At 53.5% G+C, this 19631-nt stretch carries 21 protein-coding genes and 2 riboswitches; of the genes, 14 read left to right on the plus strand and 7 right to left on the minus strand.

The genetic code is table 11. From position 1 onward, the window contains the following. The first annotated feature begins 99 nt into the window (after positions 1-99). The 3 genes from KVT34_RS15800 to KVT34_RS15810 all read left to right on the plus strand — a co-directional run bounded on the left by KVT34_RS15800 (position 100) and on the right by KVT34_RS15810 (position 2306). On the plus strand, positions 100-276 hold the full coding sequence (locus KVT34_RS15800; protein ID WP_483311442.1) for a manganese catalase family protein: 177 nt from the start codon (positions 100-102) through the stop codon (positions 274-276). A gap of 374 nt (positions 277-650) precedes the next feature. Beyond that, entirely contained in the window at positions 651-872 is a 222-nt protein-coding gene (locus tag KVT34_RS15805; protein WP_217559774.1) for a hypothetical protein, read from the plus strand. A gap of 265 nt (positions 873-1137) precedes the next feature. Then, positions 1138-1329: riboswitch (cyclic di-AMP (ydaO/yuaA leader) on the plus strand. Positions 1330-1340: 11 nt separating this feature from the next. Further along, positions 1341-2306 (plus strand): 3D domain-containing protein, encoded by a 966-nt coding sequence (locus KVT34_RS15810; protein ID WP_217559776.1) that lies wholly within the window; start codon positions 1341-1343, stop codon positions 2304-2306. A gap of 46 nt (positions 2307-2352) precedes the next feature. Here the strand turns inward: KVT34_RS15810 and KVT34_RS15815 are convergent, their stop codons facing one another. Then, positions 2353-3402: a polysaccharide deacetylase family protein gene (locus KVT34_RS15815; protein WP_217559777.1), complete on the minus strand. Its 1050-nt coding sequence runs from the start codon at positions 3400-3402 to the stop codon at positions 2353-2355. A 145-nt stretch (positions 3403-3547) separates the two neighbouring features. Next, positions 3548-3689: riboswitch (cyclic di-AMP (ydaO/yuaA leader) on the plus strand. A 2-nt stretch (positions 3690-3691) separates the two neighbouring features. Between KVT34_RS15815 and KVT34_RS15820 the strand changes: the two genes are divergently transcribed. From KVT34_RS15820 to KVT34_RS15850, 7 genes are all read left to right on the plus strand, one after another. After that, positions 3692-4546, plus strand: coding sequence for a C40 family peptidase (locus KVT34_RS15820; RefSeq protein WP_217559778.1), 855 nt, complete (start codon positions 3692-3694; stop codon positions 4544-4546). Positions 4547-4675: 129 nt separating this feature from the next. Further along, positions 4676-5071, plus strand: coding sequence for a phage holin family protein (locus KVT34_RS15825; RefSeq protein ID WP_042229001.1), 396 nt, complete (start codon positions 4676-4678; stop codon positions 5069-5071). Positions 5072-5454: 383 nt separating this feature from the next. After that, positions 5455-6156 (plus strand): pirin family protein, encoded by a 702-nt coding sequence (locus KVT34_RS15830; RefSeq protein WP_217559779.1) that lies wholly within the window; start codon positions 5455-5457, stop codon positions 6154-6156. Positions 6157-6181: 25 nt separating this feature from the next. Continuing rightward, on the plus strand, positions 6182-6511 hold the full coding sequence (locus KVT34_RS15835; protein ID WP_217559780.1) for a hypothetical protein: 330 nt from the start codon (positions 6182-6184) through the stop codon (positions 6509-6511). A 143-nt stretch (positions 6512-6654) separates the two neighbouring features. Next, on the plus strand, positions 6655-6921 hold the full coding sequence (locus KVT34_RS15840; protein WP_042228996.1) for a hypothetical protein: 267 nt from the start codon (positions 6655-6657) through the stop codon (positions 6919-6921). A gap of 111 nt (positions 6922-7032) precedes the next feature. Then, positions 7033-7851 (plus strand): sugar phosphate isomerase/epimerase family protein, encoded by an 819-nt coding sequence (locus KVT34_RS15845; RefSeq protein WP_217559781.1) that lies wholly within the window; start codon positions 7033-7035, stop codon positions 7849-7851. A gap of 1 nt (position 7852) precedes the next feature. Beyond that, positions 7853-8953 (plus strand): Gfo/Idh/MocA family protein, encoded by a 1101-nt coding sequence (locus KVT34_RS15850; protein WP_217559782.1) that lies wholly within the window; start codon positions 7853-7855, stop codon positions 8951-8953. Here KVT34_RS15850 and KVT34_RS15855 read toward each other — a convergent pair. Next, a complete protein-coding gene (locus KVT34_RS15855; RefSeq protein ID WP_217559784.1) occupies positions 8950-9192 on the minus strand; it encodes a hypothetical protein in 243 nt (80 codons plus the stop codon). The genes KVT34_RS15850 and KVT34_RS15855 overlap by 4 nt on opposite strands. Between KVT34_RS15855 and KVT34_RS15860 the strand changes: the two genes are divergently transcribed. After that, positions 9191-10399: an MFS transporter gene (locus KVT34_RS15860; RefSeq protein ID WP_217559785.1), complete on the plus strand. Its 1209-nt coding sequence runs from the start codon at positions 9191-9193 to the stop codon at positions 10397-10399. The genes KVT34_RS15855 and KVT34_RS15860 overlap by 2 nt on opposite strands. Positions 10400-10535: 136 nt before the next feature. Further along, positions 10536-11675, plus strand: a complete 1140-nt coding sequence (locus KVT34_RS15865) for an ROK family transcriptional regulator (protein WP_254634925.1) — start codon at positions 10536-10538, stop codon at positions 11673-11675. A 79-nt stretch (positions 11676-11754) separates the two neighbouring features. Here the strand turns inward: KVT34_RS15865 and nagA are convergent, their stop codons facing one another. The 3 genes from nagA to KVT34_RS15880 are packed head-to-tail and all read right to left on the minus strand — an operon-like array spanning position 11755 to position 14537. Then, positions 11755-12951 carry an N-acetylglucosamine-6-phosphate deacetylase gene (nagA, locus tag KVT34_RS15870; protein WP_217559786.1) on the minus strand — a complete coding sequence of 399 codons (1197 nt, stop codon included), beginning with the start codon at positions 12949-12951 and terminating at the stop codon, positions 11755-11757. Next, positions 12948-13676: a glucosamine-6-phosphate deaminase gene (nagB, locus tag KVT34_RS15875; RefSeq protein ID WP_217559787.1), complete on the minus strand. Its 729-nt coding sequence runs from the start codon at positions 13674-13676 to the stop codon at positions 12948-12950. The genes nagA and nagB overlap by 4 nt, the downstream gene beginning before the upstream one ends. Positions 13677-13679: 3 nt before the next feature. After that, positions 13680-14537, minus strand: a complete 858-nt coding sequence (locus KVT34_RS15880; RefSeq protein WP_217559788.1) for a MurR/RpiR family transcriptional regulator — start codon at positions 14535-14537, stop codon at positions 13680-13682. 217 nt (positions 14538-14754) lie between these two features. On the opposite strand from KVT34_RS15880, the gene KVT34_RS15885 reads away from it, so the two are divergent. Together KVT34_RS15885 and KVT34_RS15890 are read left to right on the plus strand one after the other, a co-directional pair. Next, the gene (locus KVT34_RS15885) at positions 14755-15435 is read left to right on the plus strand and encodes an HAD family hydrolase (protein WP_217559789.1); all 681 of its coding nucleotides are present in this window, start codon (positions 14755-14757) and stop codon (positions 15433-15435) included. Positions 15436-15765: 330 nt separating this feature from the next. After that, positions 15766-17031, plus strand: coding sequence for an ArnT family glycosyltransferase (locus tag KVT34_RS15890; protein ID WP_217559790.1), 1266 nt, complete (start codon positions 15766-15768; stop codon positions 17029-17031). Between the two features lie 203 nt (positions 17032-17234). Here KVT34_RS15890 and KVT34_RS15895 read toward each other — a convergent pair whose 3' ends face one another. Beyond that, positions 17235-18806 carry a flotillin lipid rafts scaffold protein FloT gene (locus KVT34_RS15895; protein WP_217559791.1) on the minus strand — a complete coding sequence of 524 codons (1572 nt, stop codon included), beginning with the start codon at positions 18804-18806 and terminating at the stop codon, positions 17235-17237. A gap of 21 nt (positions 18807-18827) precedes the next feature. Further along, on the minus strand, positions 18828-19364 hold the full coding sequence (locus tag KVT34_RS15900; RefSeq protein ID WP_217559792.1) for an NfeD family membrane protein: 537 nt from the start codon (positions 19362-19364) through the stop codon (positions 18828-18830). Positions 19365-19631: the final 267 nt, after the last annotated feature.

A 19631-nucleotide genomic window follows, 5' to 3' on the forward strand; every position in this document is an offset into this window, starting at 1 on the left:
TTTGGATCAGAAACCGAACTCCGAAGAAAGATAAATTAGTCTTGATAATTTGTTTCTTAAAATACAAAAGGCGATCCCATTGCCGACCTGTACGAAGATATCGCGGCGGAAGAAAAGGCCCGCGCCACCTATCAGTGGCTCATTGATATGACGGACGACGTCGATCTCCAGGATGGGCTGAAGTTCTTGCGTGAACGTGAGATCGTCCATTCCATGCGTTTCCGCGAAGCGGTCGAAATACTTAAAGACGAAAGGGCGGCACAGAAAATTTTCTAGCGCCCTAAACAAAAAGACGGGGAAACCCGTCTTTTTTCCGGGATTTTTGAGATACCCGGGCCGGTGCTTTCAATAGATATGGAAAAATTGAATAAGATTACTAATTTTTCCGGAACATCTCCCCTTCTGAAGGTGTCTTACTAATATAAAGGTTACAAGTAAACAGTCCGTTAAAACGGCGCATGCCTTCTAGGAGCAGTTGTTAGAAGCCGGGAATTGGCAAAAATTATGTCGCACTTACGAAATACCTTAAAAATTTCGTCAGCTTTCCGCGAAAAAATACCACATTTTTCCTATAATCATGTTAAAATGGAATAAGTTAGCAAGAAACTGAGGGCGAACTTTTATTTTGGAATATGGAGGAGGCTGCTATTATGGGAATCACATTAAGTCTGCTGATCGGCATGTTAGTTCTTTTGGCGGCATCATTGGGGCTGCGCAAACCGAAGGAATTCGACCGGTCCGATAACATGCCGTTTCGTCCTTTCGATGATATTTACGAGGGAAAGAAGAGGCCGACTGTAGAATCGGTACATAGCCAGGCAGTCGTGAAAATAGAAGAAAAGCCGAGAGAACGGAAACGAATCGCCAAATAAAGGTTTCCTCTTATGGGATGAATTACCTGGACATATGGTGAAGAAACCATGTCTTTTATGAGAAATAAATGAGAATTACATAAGCGGCTTGTGAGAAGGGCGTTAATTTTCTCTCCCGCGTTTATCCGGCCGAAAGGGCGGGGCAGGATTAAGATAGGCCTGACGGAGCAGCTTTTTACAGCGGGTTCACCTTTGGATTAAAAAAATGAAAAGGCTGTTTTCTGCCAATTTGTGTGTGTTTGTTTCTAAAGATGTATGTGATAGCTTGTGTAGAGAGCCGAAACTTCTTCCGTTTCCCGGATTTTCCAGGGGAGGATGAGGTGCGGGGGATGATTTATTTCGGAACCGTATGTGTAATGACTGCGGCGTCCGATAGGGGTGAATCGCTGTCATCAGCGTGGGCGACTTCTCAGTCCGAACCCGACAACTAACCTCGTAGGCAATACCGAGAAGGAGCGTACATCAACTATGGCTTTAAGGCATCATTGGAAAAAAACATGTGCTACTCTGCTGCTGGGTGCAGTGGTGGCGGCATCTTCCGCATTCCAGTCGCAGGCGGCTGAAACGGAAACGGCTAAAAACGACGGCCTGTTGTATTGGAAACTGGCCAAATCTTATCAGGAGATTGCAGCCGGAGTTACCGATACGGCAGGACAAGCGGCCGCTTCTGAACTTGCGCAATCTTTTATGACACCGGAAAATCAAACCCTGGTACTATTCGAGCCGAATTCCATGTGGAACTTCGCTTCCCAAATGAATATGGACGTTCTTGACCTGTTATCGTTAAATCCCGATGCGGATCCGCTTAGCCTGCCGGCAGGCAGCGAGTTGAAAATTGTGGGGGAAGCGGCCCCTGATCAGCTTAAAGCTTTAAACGCGACTGTAAAAGTCCCGGTCCAGGCACCGGCCAAAGTTCAGCTTGCATCTGCCTCGCCAAGTCAGACGATTAACATAAAACCTTCGGAGACTGTTCAAAAGACCGGCAAGCCGCAGGCTCCCGAACCGAAGAAAAGCGCGGAGAAGAAGGCCGTTAAGAAACCGGCTGTCCAAGCGAAAGCGGCTTCCGCAAAATCCGGCCAGACGCTGACCACCGCTGCGGGCAAACAGATTCAATACAAAAAAGTGCTGAATATCAAGGCATCGGCCTATTCAGCTGACCCGAGCGAGAACGGCGGATATGCCGGCATCGACTATTACGGCAACAAACTGACCGTCGGCACGATCGCGGTCGATCCGTCCGTAATTCCGCTTGGCTCCACCGTATATGTAACGGGTTATGCTTTCCCCGGCCTTCCGGCCAAGGGAATGATCGCCAAAGCGACGGACATCGGCGGCGCGATCAAAGGCAACCGGATCGATATTTTCGTTCCGGGTTCCAAAGATAGAGTAAACAACTTTGGCTATCAAAGTGTGAAAGTATACATTCTTAAATAACCATTAGCTAAAGAAGGCGGGAGCGAATGCTCCCGTCTTTTGTGCGTTACAAATCCTTTGGAATTCCCATTAGTTCCGGAACCGTGACTAGCTTGTAGCCGCTCGATTTCAAGGAACGGATCAAATCGGGAAGGGCCGTGATCGTGCCGCTGAGGTCGTGCTTGTCGTTTCCTCCCGCGCTGTGCTGCAGAATGACTGAACCGGCCCGGGCGTTGTCCACAATATTGTGGTACACCTGCTTGCCCGAAAGTCCTTTCCAGTCGAGAGAATCCACGTCCCAGTTCACGGCGAGCAGGTGATGGTCGGACATCCAGCGCACCTGCTCTTCATTGATGGCTCCGTAAGGAGGCCGCACCAGTCTGGGCGTATAACCGGTCAACGGTTTGATGACCTCTTGGGTACGCATAATTTGCGAAGAAAATTCCGAGGCGGTCAGTTTGGGCATAAAAGGATGGCTGTACGAGTGGTTGCCTACGACATGACCCTCCCGCACCATCCGGCGGATAATCTCGGGATGTGTTTGAGCGCGGCTTCCGATCACGAAAAAGGTCGCTTTCACCTGATGCTTTTTCAGAATATCGAGCACTTGCGGGGTATAGTTGAGATCAGGCCCGTCGTCAAACGTGAGCGCGACTTTTTTTCCTTGGGAGGTCCCTCTCATCCGGAAAACCGCCGGGTATTTGTGATGAATCTCGGCTAAGCTCAACTTCCGCTGTTCCGTTTTCTGAACGGCGTTAGCCTCCTGATGATTCTTCTGAACGGGGACGTCTTTCTTTTTCGGCTCCGGTTTGGGAACGGATGCGTTGTTAAGCTTTTTTGCGGCCACGGAAGGCGTAAGAATAGGAAGCGGAGCTGCCGGTGATACCGAAGGAGCCGCAGCGGTTTTTTCCTTGATCGCCGGAACTTTCGCGGGCCGGAATTTGGCTGGACCGGGTACGGATGACGGACCTGGATCTTCGCTTAGAGTGTGCGGGATAAAACGGTTTTCGTCCAGCCGGGAAGAGGCCGAGCCCTCGTCGGGCAGCTTTGCCGGAGAGCATGCGGAGACGAATGCCAGCAAAATGGCGGATGAGACAGCCAGGGCTGCACGTTTCATGGAGAACCCTCCTCTAATGGCGTTTTCACTAGTTTTGTTTAGATGGAGGAATTTTATCCGGGATTTGTTACAAAATAGACACAACAAAAAGGGTTGTCCGATTATGTAAATTATGTTAACCTTTCTAGGAGTGTCTTTGACACAATTTATACAAAAGCCGAATCCGGTGAATCAAAGCACCTGTACGGGGGACTTATTTCTGGGGTGAATGCCTGTTATTTCTTCAAGCTAGGGAACCTCTTTCCCGAACCCGTCAACTAACCTCGGAGGCCCAAGGAGGAAAATCGTTTTGAAGATTTGGGTACAAAGCGTTGTCGTTTCATGCGCCGTACTGACGGCCGGTCTATTCGCGGCCTCGGATGCTCATGCCAATGCCGCTCGTTCCGCTAAAGTGCAGGTCAACGACCAGCTGGTGAATACCGAAGGTACCGCACCTTTTATCGATTCCAGTAATAACCTGATGATTCCGCTTCGTCCTGTTGCGGAGAAATTGGGAGCTCAAATCGGATGGGAACGCGCAGGAACTCAAATGAGTATCTCGGTGACCGGGAACGGCCACAAGATTACGTTTACTACGGGGGAGAATCAGGCTCTCGTGGACGGCAAGAAGATCGACTTGCCAAGCAAAGCGCAGTTTTTGAACAATACAGTCTATGTTCCGATGAGATTTCTGGCGGATTCAATGTCTATCCGTGTGCAATGGGATAATGTGAATACGATTGCGATTTTCGATGCCGATGGACAGTACCATGCCCCGGCTTGGTATGCAACCGTGCCTCAGAAGTCGCAGAAGGAAAATACGATTGTAGCAACAGCCAATCAATACAAAGGCGTTCGTTACGTGTATGGCGGATCTTCGCCATCTGGATTTGACTGCTCCGGGTTTGTGCAATATGTATACGATAAGAATGGGGTAGATCTGCCTAGATCTTCTGCAAGTATGTATGCCAGCGCAGGGGTTAAAGTATCCAACCCGCAACCGGGCGATCTTGTATTCTTCGCAAGCAATTCCAAAATGCAGCATGTGGGTATTTACGTAGGGGCTGACAAATTCATTTCCGCGACAGATGATGGAGTGAAAGTGGACAGCTTGGGTAGCGCTTACTGGGGCTCTCGTTATGTTGGAGCCAAACGCGTTATGTAATCATACAAATTGTCATTTTTATGCCGTCCGGGTGCCACCGGGCGGTTTTTATTTATTTGTAAGCACTAGCCAAGTGTCGTTCCTTTCTACTGCCAGATTCATAGAATGGTAGAGAAAGGAGGGATTAAGATGAACCAAACGATTTTCGGAAGTTTGGCGGCTTTCGGCGCCTCGCTCGTTACGTATGCGTTTGGAGGGTGGTCTGAATTGCTTGGTTTCTTCCTCGTGGCTATCGCAATCGACTATGTAACCGGAGTTGCGGCCTCTTTGAAAGAAAAGTCCGGGTTGAACAGCAATATCGGCTTCTGGGGTCTCGCCAAGAAAGGACTTATACTGCTTATCATTTTGTTGGGCCACCGGATGGACATGCTCATTGGGAGCGACGTCGTGATGAATGCCGCTATTTATTTCTATCTGGTCAATGAGTTAATTTCCATTACTGAAAATTATGGCCGGCTCGGTCTGCCTCTTCCCGATAAAATCAGGGGAGTCATCGCTCAACTGAAAAATTCGAAGCAAGATTAAGTATTAATACCCGTTCCAAGCTGCTGTGAAACTCTTCCATTAGAAAAAGTTTCCTTCTTTTATTAAATTTATGATCGGACAAGGCTCTCGCTCAGGCGGGAGCTTTTTTTTATGACTTGGTCCTAATTCCTATTGTATGCGCTACTGAGGAAAGAAGGGTAACAAATTGATGACAAAATGAAATAATTGTAATATAAACGAAATATATAGTGACTTGAAATAAGTAAGTAAAAGGAGTATGATAAAGCAAAGAATGCGTGAAAAATAAGATCAAGAATTTAGCACGATTGTACTTCGCTATCAACTATCGTAACAAGGACATCCCGATGGCTCGGAAATTCATAAACGGCAGGACAAGCTTATATTGAAAGGTGTGTATGACAATGATCAAGATCTATCCCGCTTCATCCCGGTATTCCACGGATCACGGCTGGTTGGTCAGCCATTTTAGCTTTTCGTTCGCGGATTATTACGATCCGGACAATACCCGTTTCGGTCCCATGAGAGTGCTGAATGACGACACGGTGCAGGGCGGACGGGGATTCGGAGCCCATCCTCATCGCGAGATGGAAATCGTGACCATCGTTCTGGAAGGGCAGCTTCAGCACGAAGACAGCTCCGGCCACCGTGCGGTCACCACCTATGGAGGCGTTCAGCGGATGACCGCGGGAACCGGCATTATTCATTCGGAAATGAATCCGGGACAAGACGACGTTACGCTTTTGCAGATGTGGTTCGATCCGGAAGAGCGCGGTCTAGAACCTTCCTATGAGACGACCGAGTTCCAGATACAAGCGCTGAAAAATAATCTGCTGCCGGTGGTATCTAAACCAAAGGCCGGTCCCGGGGTCGCCGGCATCCATCAGGATATGAGCATCTACTTATCCGAATTGGACGGAGGAAAATCGGTTACGTTCGAGCAGCCGGAAGGCAGAAGGATTTTCTTCATGGTCCTGGACGGCGAGGCCGCGCTTAACAGCGGGACGATTTTGGGTAAAAGAGATTCAGCACGGATCACGGAAACTCCGTCGCTTACGATCAGCAGCGAGGCAGGCGCGCGTTTTATGCTGATTGATCTGCCTTGATACGCGGCAAAGAGGGGGAATACCTATGAGTGAAGCTCACCGTTTATATGTGAAGCATGCAGTTGGCAGCCGGACGCTGCTGGATACGAAGGAACTGGGCGGATTTCTGCATCTGTCCGAAGTTCCGGGAGGCTGGCGCTTTGAAATAAGCGGAGTCGATCTGGACGCGGCACGCGAAATCGCGGATTTCAGGGAGGAGCTCAACCTCTTTTACCTGGAGGAGGGAGAAGGGGAAGAACGCCAAAAATGGTGGTATTACGGCCATAAAACGCCGGATATCGACTATGAGGCCAACGGCCGAGTCCTCCACATTACGGTGGATACGCGAAAGGCTTACAGCAACCGGCACGTCTGAGGACGTCCGGTTTTTTTGTTGCGGATTTTTAGGATTGGCAAAAGTAGGCCGATTGCATTTTTACTTTCCGGGAATTATAATAAGAACAAATGTTCCTGTTTCGGTTCGGAAAATGTGATGACTCTAAAGGAGGCTGGCCGTTTATGTCAACGTTGGAGCGATACCTGGGAAGGAAAGTAGAGATTATCTATATGGACCGGAAAGGAGCGATCAGCCAACGCGACATTCGGCCGCTAGCTATAGCCGGCGATAAGGTTAAAGCTTATTGCTACGCGCAGCAGGGACTTCGCTTTTTCCGCAGCGGCCATATTCTGGCCTGGGTACCGCAACCCGAGGAAGAAACTTCAGGCAAACCGGAGTTTTACCCCCGCCGCAAAAAAACGCCGGGAAATCCCCGTCTTTATGGTTGACATCGCCGCAAAGACGGTTTAACATTTAAATTAAAGTGAACGTGATTTCACTTTTTTCTTTAATTAATTAATTTTTCCGCTGGAATAATTAATTCTCAGGAGGACTTACTTATGAAAGTATCAGTAGGCGGATTTTCTTTCAATCAGGCTTTTCTGAACGGAACGATGGATGTATTCGGTTACCTGGAAACGGTCCGGTACCGTTACGGGCTCAGCACCGTCGATTTATGGAACGGACAATTCGCGGACCGCTCTCATCCGCTGCTTAAACTGCCGGACCGGGAGTATTTAAAAAAAATCCGCCAGGCGATGGATGAGAAAGAAATGACGCTCGTGAACATTGCCATTGACGGAGCTCATCTGTGGGACCCCGATGCGGACAAAAGGGAAGCGCTTCACCAAAATGCGCTGGAATACCTGGACGCCTCTATTTTGCTGGGCGCGAAAACGGTCCGGATCGATACGGGCGGCCGCGGACAATCCGCTTTCTCGGACGAGGAACTGGATTATGTGGCGGGCCGCTACCGCGAATATTGTCAGATTGCGCAAGAGAACGGATTCACGATAGGTCCCGAGAATCACATGGGCCCGTCTCTCGTGCCGGGTGAAATGAAACGTCTGGCCGAAGCCGTGAATCATCCTTCCTACGGGTTTCTGCTTCATATGCACCGCTGGGATCAAGACCGGGAGCAGGGAGACGCTATCGTGGCCCCGTGGACCGTACACACGCATTTCGACGCTCAGACGGCCGGAGCGGACGATGCGGTTGAAACCATACGCATGCTGAAAAAGGCCGGCTACGACGGTTACTGGGGCGTTGAGCATCATGCTCACAAACAGCCTTATCTGGAAGTCGAATGGATGCTGACTACGGTCAAGCATCTGCTGCTCATGAGCGAAGACGAGAACAACGGGGAGGAACAGGTTTAACATGAACGCAATTCGGATCGGCATTATCGGAGTCGGACAAATCGGCAAAATTCATCTCGATCAATATAAATTAATTCCGGACGCGGAAATCGTGGCGGTCTGTGACGTGAATGAGGCGGAAGCACGCCGTGTAGCGGACCTGTACGGAATTCCGGAGGTTTACACGGACTATAACGAGCTGCTAAAGCGCGACGATCTGGATGCGGTGGATGTTTGCCTTCACAACAACTTTCACGCCCCCATCTCGATTGCCGCGATGAAAGCAGGCAAGCATGTATACTGCGAGAAACCGATCGCGGGCACTTACGCGGACGGTAAAGCGATGGTAGACGCTTCCCGCGAGTTCGGCAGGCTGCTGCACATCCAGCTCGGCACGCTTTACCGCAAGGAGACCAAAGCGGCCAAAGCGCTGATCGAAGGCGGCGAGCTGGGCCGCGTGTTCCACGCGCGCTCTACGGGCTACCGCAGACGGAACCGGCCATTTGTGGACGGCTACGGCACCCCGGCTTTTACGCGCAAGGAGACGGCTGCGGGCGGTGCGCTTTTCGATATGGGCGTCTACCATATCTCTCAGATGCTGTATTTGCTCGATTTGCCTAAAGTCGAGCGGATTTCCGGCAAGCTCTACCAGGAGACGGACATGGACCCGGGTCGCCGGGAATCCAGCGGTTTCGATGTGGAAGAGCTGGCGATCGGGCTTGTGCGCTTCGAGAAAGGCATCACGATGGACATCATCGAATCGTGGGCCGTTCATATGAATCCGTTCGAAGGAAGCTCCGTTCTTGGGTCCAAAGGCGGATTGCGCCTGCCGGTTAACGGGCCGGACGGCAATAAGCTGACGCATTACTCGACAAGATGCGACATGGATCTGGACACGACGATCGATCTGGACGCGGCCGATTTGCGCTGGCACCGTCTGCGTGCCGACGAAGAAGCCTACGATTCTTCCCAGCATCACTGGATCGCCGCTCTTCAGGGAAGAGTGAAGCTTCTGCCGACGGCGGAGATCGCTCTGCAGACCATGCTGATCAGCGAAGGCATGTACCTCTCCGATGCCCTAGGCCGCGAGGTTTCCGCTGATGAAGTGGAAAACCGGGCTTAAAGCTTAAGCGAAGCTTCGGCCAACCGGACACTAGCTCTTCCGGCTGAGGCATACAAAGAAGCGGGGCAGCGGGAGACCCGGCAGGGCACCGTTATCCCGTACAGCCTAAGCTGAAGCAGGGAGGCTCGGTATACGGCGGCAGAAAAGGAACCGCGTTTCCTGCCTGCCGCCGTTCCTTCCGGTTGGCGGAAGCCTGCCTGTTTACCTGCAACCGAATCGCAAAGGAGTTTGCTCATCATGACAACCGGGGCCGCCGAACGGCGCTCATTTACGATGTTTAAGCTGTATATTCTTTTTTTGTACGGCGCTTTTTCGCTCCTGTTCACTTATGTGCCGCTTCTGTTTCTGGAACACGGCTTGACCCGGTTTCAGATCGGCATGCTGATGGCGGGGGGCCCTTTTGTCTCCATCCTGGCCAATCCGTTCTGGGGTTATTGGAGTGACCGGATGCAAAATGTGCGGCGTACGCTCATTATTTTGGTCATTTGCAACCTCATCGTGGTTCAGCCTGTTTTTCACCTGCATTCGTTCTCTTGGCTTTATCTGGTCCTGCTTCTGTACTTTTTCTTTCAAAGCCCGACCTTTTCCCAGAGCAATAGTCTCATTCTAAGCACAATTGAAAATACTCCTTACAAGTTCGGCACGTTCCGCCTCTGGGGCTCGCTCGGCTGGGCGATTGCCGCCGTCGCGGCGGGACCTGTGCTGACTGCGGTTGGCATAGAACAGCTTTGGTGGCTGTACAGCGGTATTCTGATGATCTCGCTTCTGTTCGTTTTCAGCATTCCGCAGCCGAAACCCGCTGCTGCAAGCGATGCGCTGCCGGGAGGCGGATTCAAGCAGCTTTTGGGCAACCGTCCGTTTGTGATGCTACTTTTGCTGGGAGTTCTGATTTCGGTCCCGAACTCCATTAATTCGACCTTCGTGTCCATCTACCTGACGGATATGGGCGGATCTGCGACATGGATCGGCTGGGCCGCTTTTCTTTCTTCCGTTTTTGAGGCGCCGGTATTTCTTCTGCTGGACCGTTATCTGAAACGCGACTCCAGAACGATGTTTGTTTGCCTCGCCTTGGTCAGTCTGCTTTTCAGTATCCGCTGGCTGCTCATGATGCTTGTGGACAGCCCCATGCAGCTGATTTTTATTCAGCTTTTGCACTGCATTACATATGGAGGCTACTATTATATCGGAACGAACCTGACAGGTCATTTGATTCCGGCCCGTATGCGGGCGTCCGGCCAAGCGGCGTTTGCGCTTACTTGGGGCGGAGTGTCCGGAATTTTCGCGGGATTCGCGGGAGGCTGGATGTACGATACGCTCGGAGCCGGTAAAATGTACGGGATCGGAGCGGGAGTATCCTTGATCGGAATGGTCGGATTTCTGCTGATCTGGCACGGAATGCGGCAGTCGGCGGCTGATCGGGGAACGGATGCGGCTACAGGCGTTTGACAAATCCGGAAACATTTTAACGGAAATGGACCTGACACGGATTCGTAAGGAAAACGGGAAGCTTCCGGCATTGCGGGAAATCTGATGCCCGTGGCAAAATGATAGTGGATGAAATAAGCTTTGCAGGGAGTAGAGGATGATGAATCAGATTGGAAATCAACAAATGCTGCGGGAGATTAACAAGTCTCTGCTGCTGAACAATATTTATGAGCAGGGTCCGATTTCGAGAGTGGATTTGGCCCGGAAAACAAGACTAAGCCCGACGACGGTTTCCGTCCTGATGGAAGAAGCGATCCGCGAAGGGCTTGTGCGCGAGACAGGCACGGCCGGTTCGGGTGTCGGCAGGCGCATGACGCTTCTCGACATCAATGCCGCCGGCGGCTGTGTGCTTGGCGTAGATCTGTCCAACGCCCCGGCCCGCTGCGTTCTGCTGGACCTGCGGGGCAATTTGCTCGCATCGCAACCTTTGCAGCCGGCGCAGCCTCTCTTTGGGCCGGAAGCGATGTGCAGCGAGCTTCCCCAGCTCATCCGCGCCTTCCTGGAGGAGCAGGAGACGCCGCTTGCCACCATCCGGTGGATGGGCGTATCGATTCCGGGACGGATTGACGAGAAGCGCGAGAATGTCGTAAATTCGACCGTACTGGGCCTGGAGAATTTCCCGCTGAGAACGAAGCTTTACGAGGAGTTCAACATCCCGATGCATTTGGTGAACGATCTGGATGCCGCGGGTTTCGCCGAACGTTTTAACGGAACGGCCAAAGGTCTCCAGACGATCGTCTACATCCTCATCGATTACGGAATCGGCGCGGGTCTTGTGCTGAACAACCAGATCTACCGCGGCCGCCATGATCGTGCGGGACGTATCCGCGAGTTCAGCCGGTTCAGCACGGCGAATCTGTCCAAACGTCTGCTGGAGACGTACCCGGACACCTTCGGCGATGTGAGAGACGAAGAGCCGCTCGTCGTCCGCCGTTTCGTGGACTTGGGAATGCAGGGAGCGGAGCCCTTCGCGGGAGAGCTGGAGGAGATCATCGAGACGATCGCCTCCTACTGCGGGCACGTCCTGCAGCTGCTCAGCCCCGAGCAGCTCATTCTGGGCGGCTGGATAGGCGAGAGCGAGCCGTTCTTCACGCGGCTTGCGGAGCGCATCCAAAGCCGCGAGCAGGCGATCGTGCCGACGCCTGTCCATTCGCCCCGGTGGAAAGAGTACGGCGCTTCCATCGGCGCCGCTACGATCGGCCTCCACCGGATGTTCAAGTCGCGGACCATGAGCTGATCGCGATACGCATAAAAAAACCTCGTGCGGAACGAACGTAACGTTCCGCACGAGGTTTTTTGGTTTAAGGACGGAAGGCCTAAGCTTCCGTCACGAGGGAAAGTTCGCGTCCGAGTACCCAGGCGCGTTCGAGATCCAGCGATGGGCTGACGAGCAGGAAGTCCGCTTGTTTGCCGCGTGCGATGGAGCCCATGCGGTCCGCGACGCCCATCTGGCGGGCAGGGTTGCCGCTGGCGTATTCGCTCGCTTGCTGTACGCTGACTCCGATTTTGTTAACCATGAATTTGAAGGCGTCGATCATGGTCAGCGTGCTTCCTGCGAGGCTTCCGCCTTCTTTCAGGCGGCAGATGCCGTCCTTCATAATCACATCGAGTCCGCCGAGCTTGTAATCGCCGTCTTCCAGACCCGCGGCGGAAATCGCATCGGTGATCATGATGAGGTTATGCTGCTGCTTCGTCTGCGTCAGCAGCTGGACGCCGGCCGGGTGCACATGCACGCCGTCGGCGATAATTTCCGCATGAATCCGCGGATCGGTCAGCACGGCGCCGGCCGTGCCGGGATTCCGGTGATGCAGGGGAGTCATGGCGTTGAACGTATGAACGGCATGGCTCAAGCCGTGTTCAACCGCGCGCTGGATCGTCTCGTAGTCGGCATCCGTATGGCCTGCGGCCGCAACGATTCCGTGATCGCTGAGCCACTGGATGACGTTCATCGCTCCTTCCCGTTCGGGCGCGAGCGTCATCATTTTGATCAGGCCGGGGAAGCGGGCATGCCAATCTTCAAGCCACTCGGATGTCGGCAGGGAGATGAATTCCGGGTTCTGGGCGCCGCTCCATTTCGGAGAAATGAACGGACCTTCCAGATGAACCCCGATCAGCTGGGCATACGGCATTCCGCCGCGGATATAAGCGTCTGTGGCGGTGATAACCGCATCCAGCGCCTCGCGGGAGGCCGTGACGGAAGTGGCGAGCATCGCCGTCGTGCCTTTGGTGCTGTGGAAACGGGTGATCGTTTCCAGGGACTCCGCGGAAGCGTCCATGAAATCGGCCCCGTAGCCGCCGTGTACATGAACGTCGATAAAGCCCGGCAGCAGCCAGCTTCCTTGGGCGTCTACGGCGCCGGTCAAATCAAGCTCCGCGAGTTCATGCGCCTTGTAGATGCGTTCGATGCGGCCGTCTACGGCGAGCAGTGCGCCGTTGTCGACGATCGTATTTTCCGTCACAATTCGGGCGTTAACGATTAATATGCGCTCCTGCGCGGAAGTGGACGGGCTCATACGAAATTCCTCCCTGCTTCGGAATCGAGCAGAACGATGAGATGCGGGTGTGTCTGCAGCAGGCTTGCCGGACACTGGGTCGTAATCGGGCCGGTCAGCGCGCGGTGTACGATCTCCGCTTTGTCGGCGCCGCGGACAACGAGAAGAATCGTTCTGGCTTTAAGAATCGTTCCTACTCCCATCGTGAGAGCGTGCGTCGGAACGTCATTAATGGAAGGGAAGAAGCGTGCGTTGGCTTCGCGTGTTTTGTGGTCGAGCTCGACGAGATGAGTGCCGCTGTGAAGCTCGTCCGCCGGCTCATTGAAGCCGATGTGGCCGTTGTGGCCGAGTCCGAGAATTTGCAGGTCCACTTGTTTGATCTCGTCCAGCTCGCGATTGTAACGCGCGCACTCCTCCTGCGGGTCGGAGGCGTTGCCGTTCGGAATGCGGGTGCGTTCCGGCTGCACATCGATATGGCGGAACAAATGCTCGTTCATGTACGTACGGTAGCTTTCGGCATGACCGTCGGGAAGTCCCACATACTCGTCCAAATTGTACGTGCGTACGTTTTTAAAGCTCACGCGTCCCTTGTTGTAAGCTTTTACGATTTCTTCGTAAATGCCGATCGGCGTGCTTCCCGTAGCGAGACCGAGAACCGCATCGGGTTTCGTCTGTACAAGAGCGGTAATAATCCCCGCGCCCGCCTCGTTTAATTCCTGCTGATTTTCAAACTTGTGAATAATCATGGTTTACTCTCTCCCTTTGCTCCGGTATTTGCGGACCATCTGGTAGGTCCGTTCCAAACGGGTGACATGCTCGTCGAACCGGTCGCTGACCAGGCTCGTAAACAAAATGTCTATCACATGAAGCTGTGCGATCCGGGACGCCATATCTCCGCGGCGCATGCCTTCCTCCAAGGTAGAGGCGAACAGCTTGATGTCCGAAAGATCCGCCAGGGGGTTGGAGCCGTATTTGGTGAGGCTGATCGTCGTGGCCCCCCGTTCCTTGGCGCAAAGCAGCGCCTGAATCGTTTCAGGCGTATCGCCGGAGTAGGAAACCGCGAAGGCGACGTCGCCCGGCTGAAGGTTGGAAGCGGACGTGATCTGCATGTGAGGATCCGACCATGCGGTCGCGTACCTCCCGATCCGCACCAGCTTCTGGTGGAAGTCGAGCGCTACGACGCCCGAAGTGGCGACGCCGTAAAGGTCGATCTGCCTGGCGCTCTGAAGCGCGTCGACCGCAGACTGAACCTGCCTCAGGTCCAGCAGACGGGTCGTATCGGCAATAGAGCGCATATGGTTGGCTTCCATAGCCGACACGATTTCCTCCAGCGGATTCCCGGCGACAATATCTTGATAAGACTGGCCGGCAGGCTGAGTGGCGAGCTCCGCGCCGAGCTGGAACTTGAAATCCGTGTATCCTTGGAAGTGAAACGTTTTGCAAAAGCGGGAAATCGTAGCGGGACTCGTCTTCGACTGTTCCGCCAATTCCGTTATTCCCATGCGCACCACTTGACTGGAATGCTCGAGAATATAAATGGCAAGAACCTGTTCCTGGCGGTTCAGCCCGTGCTTCCGTTCTTCAATAGCCCGAAGAATGCTGGACATAGGTTTCCGCACCTTTTTTGAAAAAAATTTTAGTGAAATTGTAGTTTATAAAGAAAAACATTTTCATATTCATTCTAAAATATTTTATCCTCAACATCAATAGGAAGTCCTGGTGAAAAGCAGACGAACAGCGGAAAAATTTTCCGCGGGATAAGTTGACAAGCCCGGCACGGTTTGCCATCCTTAAAAGAAAACCTTTAGGATGTGGAGTCCAGCTATGAATCAGTCACCTGCACCGCAAGCGATGATTTTTGATTTGGATGGTACGCTCTTCAAAACGGAAACGCTTCTTCTGCCCGCCTATCATACGGCTTTCGACGCGCTTCGCCGCGAAGGGGTTTATGATGGCCCTACGCCGCCTGACGAGCGTATTCTCGGTGGGCTCGGCATGCTTCTCGAAGAAATCTGGGAGCGGGTTCTGCCCGATGTCCCGGCCGCGGTCCGCAGCCGCGCGGACGAGCTTCTGCTCGCCGAACAGATGGACCGGCTACGTCGGGGAGAAGGCATGCTCTACGATGGCATCGAGGAAACGCTGCAGGCGCTTCATGCCCGCGGGATCCGGCTTTTCGTCGCGAGCAACGGCCTGGAGGATTATGTCCGGGAAGTGATCCGGATGAAGGGGCTGGCGCCTCTTTTTACCGGGTTGTACAGTGCGGGCGAATACGCAACGAAGTCTAAAGTGGATCTTGTCAAACTGCTCCTGGAGCAGCACGGCTTACAAAGCGCCTGGATGGTAGGGGACCGCTCTTCCGATGTGGAAGCGGGTCACCGCAACGGGCTTAAGGTGATCGGCTGCGATTATGCGGGTTTCCGTTCCGAGCATGAGCTTGACGATGCCGATGTCCGGATTACGGCCTTTCCGGAGCTGCTCGAGCTGCTTCCACGAGTGGAAAACTGATCAGACGCTCCGACTTTTATAAATGAGCTGAATAAAGAAAATCCCCGGCGGGACAAGCTTTTATCCATCTGCCGGGGATTTTTGTTTCTAGGCGGAAGTGATTTCGGTATATATAGGATAGACCGTCCCGCGTTCCCGTATTTATTTTTTACGTAAAATTGAACGGACGCGGCATGGCCGTTGACGTTTCTCGGTTATGCTGGTACGACGGGAAGCGCAGCGGCGCTTTGAACGGAGTTTCTTATCAATTTTTAAGAAATGAAACCTTTTTAATCCAGCTAACGTTATAGGGACAGGAAGAATACGGTAATTCGGGGGAGGAAAAAGAGCGTGGGTGCATCCCGGTTGTGGAAAAAAATGCTGATTGTGTTCATCCTGGCTTTGGCGCTCGGCCTTAGGCTATTCTACGTACTGGGAGAACAATACGAGCCTGTGGAACATGATCAGAAGAATTATACGACGATGGCGGTACAAATGCTTGAAAAAGGGATTTACGGCTACAACGAGACCAAGTCCAACACGTTAGTGACTCCCGGCTTTCCCGTATTTCTGGCGGCGATTCTGGCCGTATTCGGATACACGGATATAGAACGCACGTTTATGGTGGTACGGGTTTTGCAAGTTTTTATCTCCCTCGGGGCCATTTGGTATATTTACAAGATCGGACTGAGGCTTTTCAACCGGACGACCGGCCTGATTGCGGCGTTTTTCGCTTCCATATACGGAACCTTCATTGTGGTGAATTCGTTGATCCTGACGGAGGTTATCTTCCTGACATCGTTTATGGCGCTCATTTATTACCAGGTCAAAATCGTACAGGAAAACCGCACCAGGGATCATCTCCTTGCAGGACTGCTCCTTGCCCTGGCCGTTCTGATCCGCCCGAATACGCTTGTGGTGGCGCCGGTTCCTTATATTTTCCTGTGGTTTCAGCACAAAAAACCTTATTTTAAAGAAATCAGCTTCGGGGTCCTCGCTTTCGCGCTGGGGATGCTTCCTTGGTGGATACGCAATGCGATCACCTTTCACGAAATTATTTTCATTTCCAAAGGGGGAGCGGGAAATCCGCTGCTGGGCGGAACCGATCCTTATTACCGGGGAACGCTGGACTGGAGCAAAGTCGACTTCAGCAACCAGCAGGGAGAGGCGATAAAACGCATCAAAGAAGGACTGCAGACCGATCCGGCTCTCTGGATCCGCTGGTTTACGGTGGGCAAAATGAAAGAGATGTTTCTGAACAAGTTGTACATAGGAGATTACGGCTCTTCGGTGCCTGCCTGGTATGCGCCCTGGATTCCACGGTTTCACAAGTTTCTGGTCTATGCGGGAATGGGTAGCTCCCTGATCGCCTTCTTTATCCATAAAAGCTACCGGTACCTGATTACCGTATTTCTTATTTTGCTGGGAACGCAGCTAATGTTTATCCCCGAAGCGCGTTACACGATCGGCATGATGCCGTTTCTTATGCTGATTATTTCCGCGCTGCTGGTTCAGGCGGTTTCCTATGCGGCAGGAATGGTCCGCGGCCGTAATAAGACGGTAAGCGAGGTCCCGAAAGATGTCCGTCCGGAAACGGACGGAAGTAAGGCTGTCTGAGGCGGTGCTGCCTCAAGGACCCTGCTCTGTCAAGCGAAAAGCCATGACCTTGTGAACTGCGGCGGCTCATGCCGGGATTCCGGTTCGCGCCTTCTGCCGTAAAAAGAAAATGAAAAAGCACTCGCATGGAGTGCTTTTTCATTACGTGGGGAGGGCGGCAGCTCTCCGCCCCCCATGTCGGTTGATTCCGGCCGGGGGGGCGATCAGCCCTGGTCCGGTTCGTCTTCCTTGGCGGCGGCGATTGCCCCAACTGCAGCAGCGGTTGCTGCGGGTGCGGGCTCCAGCTCCGCGGTCAGGGGCGCGGGCTTCGCTGCCGGCTTGGCGCTCCTCGACGTCAGGCCTTTGATAAGCCCCTCGACGTCGATTCCGGAGACGTTCTTGAGCATCTCGGGCGCGGTAGCCATCAGCGAGGTGACGTAGTTGCTGATGCGCGCGGCCCCTTCGCCGTGGCCCGTATCGACAACGGTCAGCTTGTCGATGCCTTTGATCGGTTCGGCGACCTTGCCGGCCAGCTCCGGAAGCATCTTGACGATGATGTCCAGCACGGCCGCTTCGCCGAACTTCTCGAACGCCTCGGCGAGCCGCTGCTTCGCTTCGGCCTCGGCCAGACCGCGCAGCCGGATGACGTCGGCTTCGGCCGTACCGCGGGCCCGCTCGGCATCGGCAAGGGCCAGACCGTCAAGCCGCTTCTGCTCGGCCATCGCCTTGGCCTCCGCTTCGATGCGGAACTGAAGCGCTTCCGCTTCGAGCATTTTGCGCGACTTCTCGGCTTCGGCGGCCTGCACGACCGAATACCGGTCCGCGTCGGCTTTCTTCTTCACCTCGGCGTCGTACTGCTTCTCGCGGCGCAAAATCTCTTTGGATTCGAGGTCGATCTCGCGCTCTTTCCGAACGAGTTCCACGCGCATCTGCTCTTCGACTACGCTTTGCTTGGAGCGAGCTTCCTGGATGTGGTAAGCCTGGTCGGCTTCCGCCTTGGCCATATCCTGGTCTTTCTTGAAGGCCGCGACCTTCAGTTCCTTCTCCTTGCTGGCCTCGGCGATGTTCGTATCCCGCAGAAGCTCGGCCTTCTGCCCTTCTTCTTCGGCTTTCGCCTTCTGGATACGGGCATCCCGCATGGCTTCCGCTTCGGCGATATCCGCATCGCGCTTAACGGCCGCGATTCTCGGTTTCCCGAGGGCATCGAGGTAACCGTGCTTGTCGCGGACGTCTTTGATCGTGAAGGAAACGATCTGCAGGCCCATTTTTTTGAGGTCCCGCGCCGCAACGCCCTGAACTTCTTGGGCAAACCGGTCCCGGTTGCGGTATACTTCCTCGACTGTCATGGAGCCGAGGATAGCCCGCAGGTGGCCTTCGAGAACCTCCTGGGCTTCGCTTTTCAGCGCTTCGGTCGGTTTGCCGAGAAACTGCTCGGCCGCGGTCGCCACATCTTCGACGGAACCGCCGATTTTAATAATGGCAACGGCGTCCGTCATGACCGGCACTCCCTGCTCGGTGTACACTTCCGGCGTCATGACGTCCAGCTTGTGCGAGAGCAGGGAAAGGAACTGGGCCTGCTGGAAGATCGGCAGTATAAACGCCCCACCGCCGCGCACGATTTTCATTTTGCGGCCGGATTCGTCGATGCTGACGTTTTTGCTCCCCAGAAAGGAGCCTGTGACGATCATCGCCTCATCGGGGCTGACCGTTTTGTAACGGGCCCAGAAGGCAATACCGAGAATAAGGATGACGCCGACTACGATGCCAGGGATGAGCAGTACATCTGGGTTCAGCATGGGCAAAACTCCTTTGTTTGGTTAGTTGAGAGGATCGGAATCCAGCGGGGAGACGAGCAGCACGCTGTTCTTTACCTCCACGACGACGACACGGAGGTGGCTCGGGATGCTCCGTCCGTCTAAGCTTTCCGCAATCTGATTGGTCACGCCGCCGCCGGTCCGCACCATGACTTCACCGTAACCAGAGGCGGGCACGGGCACGGTGACTTCACCGATTTTGCCGACCAGCTCCTGCAGCGAGAAGGCGACCGAATTTTCGCTGTTTTCCATCGGTTTGACGTAGACGAGGTACACCAAGCCGGATAAAACGACGGCTATCAGCAGAGAAAGCCCTCCGCTCTGCCAGGAAGTGAGTTCCGTGTACCTGGAGAGAAGAATGCCGGCCCCTCCGAAGGTTGTAATTCCCCCGACGAGAACCGCCGGCTGCAGGAATGGCAGGTGGTGTCCGGAGGCGGAGTCGAGCATACCCGAGAGATGGCCGAGAACTTCGCCGAAAATGAGGGTAGCCAAGGCAAAAAGAATGCCGGCTATAAATAGGCCCCAATACCAGGATTCCATGTCGTCCCTCCCTTATCAAATACTGGATATTGGATATGGGATTCTATACGGGTGAGACGGAGAAGGGTTTCGGTCCGGAATTCACAGGGGTAATGATTCAGGGGTTGTTCTTTCCAGCAGGAGGGATATCCTTTATACTGAATAAAGCTGATTTTGAACAAAATGATCGGGATTTTAAATCGTAGAGATTTCAATTTAACCGACTGCATAAGATAAACGAACAGCTGGACAAGGTGATTGAAAAGCAATGAAGGAGGAAGCAAGAAG

It is taken from the genome of Paenibacillus sp. GbtcB18 (genome assembly GCF_019091125.1).
Taxonomy (GTDB): domain Bacteria; phylum Bacillota; class Bacilli; order Paenibacillales; family NBRC-103111; genus Paenibacillus_F; species Paenibacillus_F chitinolyticus.

What these genes read in the sequence shown, in the direction of transcription:
- KVT34_RS15840 (WP_042228996.1), top strand. Translation starts at nt 6,655, where the DNA reads ATGTCAACGTTGGAGCGATACCTGGGAAGGAAAGTAGAGATTATCTAT.
- KVT34_RS15880 (WP_217559788.1), bottom strand. Translation starts at nt 14,537, where the DNA reads ATGTCCAGCATTCTTCGGGCTATTGAAGAACGGAAGCACGGGCTGAAC.
- KVT34_RS15835 (WP_217559780.1), top strand. Translation starts at nt 6,182, where the DNA reads ATGAGTGAAGCTCACCGTTTATATGTGAAGCATGCAGTTGGCAGCCGG.
- KVT34_RS15895 (WP_217559791.1), bottom strand. Translation starts at nt 18,806, where the DNA reads ATGCTGAACCCAGATGTACTGCTCATCCCTGGCATCGTAGTCGGCGTC.
- KVT34_RS15845 (WP_217559781.1), top strand. Translation starts at nt 7,033, where the DNA reads ATGAAAGTATCAGTAGGCGGATTTTCTTTCAATCAGGCTTTTCTGAAC.
- KVT34_RS15860 (WP_217559785.1), top strand. Translation starts at nt 9,191, where the DNA reads ATGACAACCGGGGCCGCCGAACGGCGCTCATTTACGATGTTTAAGCTG.
- KVT34_RS15805 (WP_217559774.1), top strand. Translation starts at nt 651, where the DNA reads ATGGGAATCACATTAAGTCTGCTGATCGGCATGTTAGTTCTTTTGGCG.
- KVT34_RS15830 (WP_217559779.1), top strand. Translation starts at nt 5,455, where the DNA reads ATGATCAAGATCTATCCCGCTTCATCCCGGTATTCCACGGATCACGGC.
- KVT34_RS15885 (WP_217559789.1), top strand. Translation starts at nt 14,755, where the DNA reads ATGAATCAGTCACCTGCACCGCAAGCGATGATTTTTGATTTGGATGGT.
- KVT34_RS15850 (WP_217559782.1), top strand. Translation starts at nt 7,853, where the DNA reads ATGAACGCAATTCGGATCGGCATTATCGGAGTCGGACAAATCGGCAAA.
- KVT34_RS15865 (WP_254634925.1), top strand. Translation starts at nt 10,536, where the DNA reads ATGATGAATCAGATTGGAAATCAACAAATGCTGCGGGAGATTAACAAG.
- KVT34_RS15815 (WP_217559777.1), bottom strand. Translation starts at nt 3,402, where the DNA reads ATGAAACGTGCAGCCCTGGCTGTCTCATCCGCCATTTTGCTGGCATTC.
- KVT34_RS15810 (WP_217559776.1), top strand. Translation starts at nt 1,341, where the DNA reads ATGGCTTTAAGGCATCATTGGAAAAAAACATGTGCTACTCTGCTGCTG.
- KVT34_RS15900 (WP_217559792.1), bottom strand. Translation starts at nt 19,364, where the DNA reads ATGGAATCCTGGTATTGGGGCCTATTTATAGCCGGCATTCTTTTTGCC.
- nagA (WP_217559786.1), bottom strand. Translation starts at nt 12,951, where the DNA reads ATGAGCCCGTCCACTTCCGCGCAGGAGCGCATATTAATCGTTAACGCC.
- nagB (WP_217559787.1), bottom strand. Translation starts at nt 13,676, where the DNA reads ATGATTATTCACAAGTTTGAAAATCAGCAGGAATTAAACGAGGCGGGC.
- KVT34_RS15825 (WP_042229001.1), top strand. Translation starts at nt 4,676, where the DNA reads ATGAACCAAACGATTTTCGGAAGTTTGGCGGCTTTCGGCGCCTCGCTC.
- KVT34_RS15855 (WP_217559784.1), bottom strand. Translation starts at nt 9,192, where the DNA reads ATGATGAGCAAACTCCTTTGCGATTCGGTTGCAGGTAAACAGGCAGGC.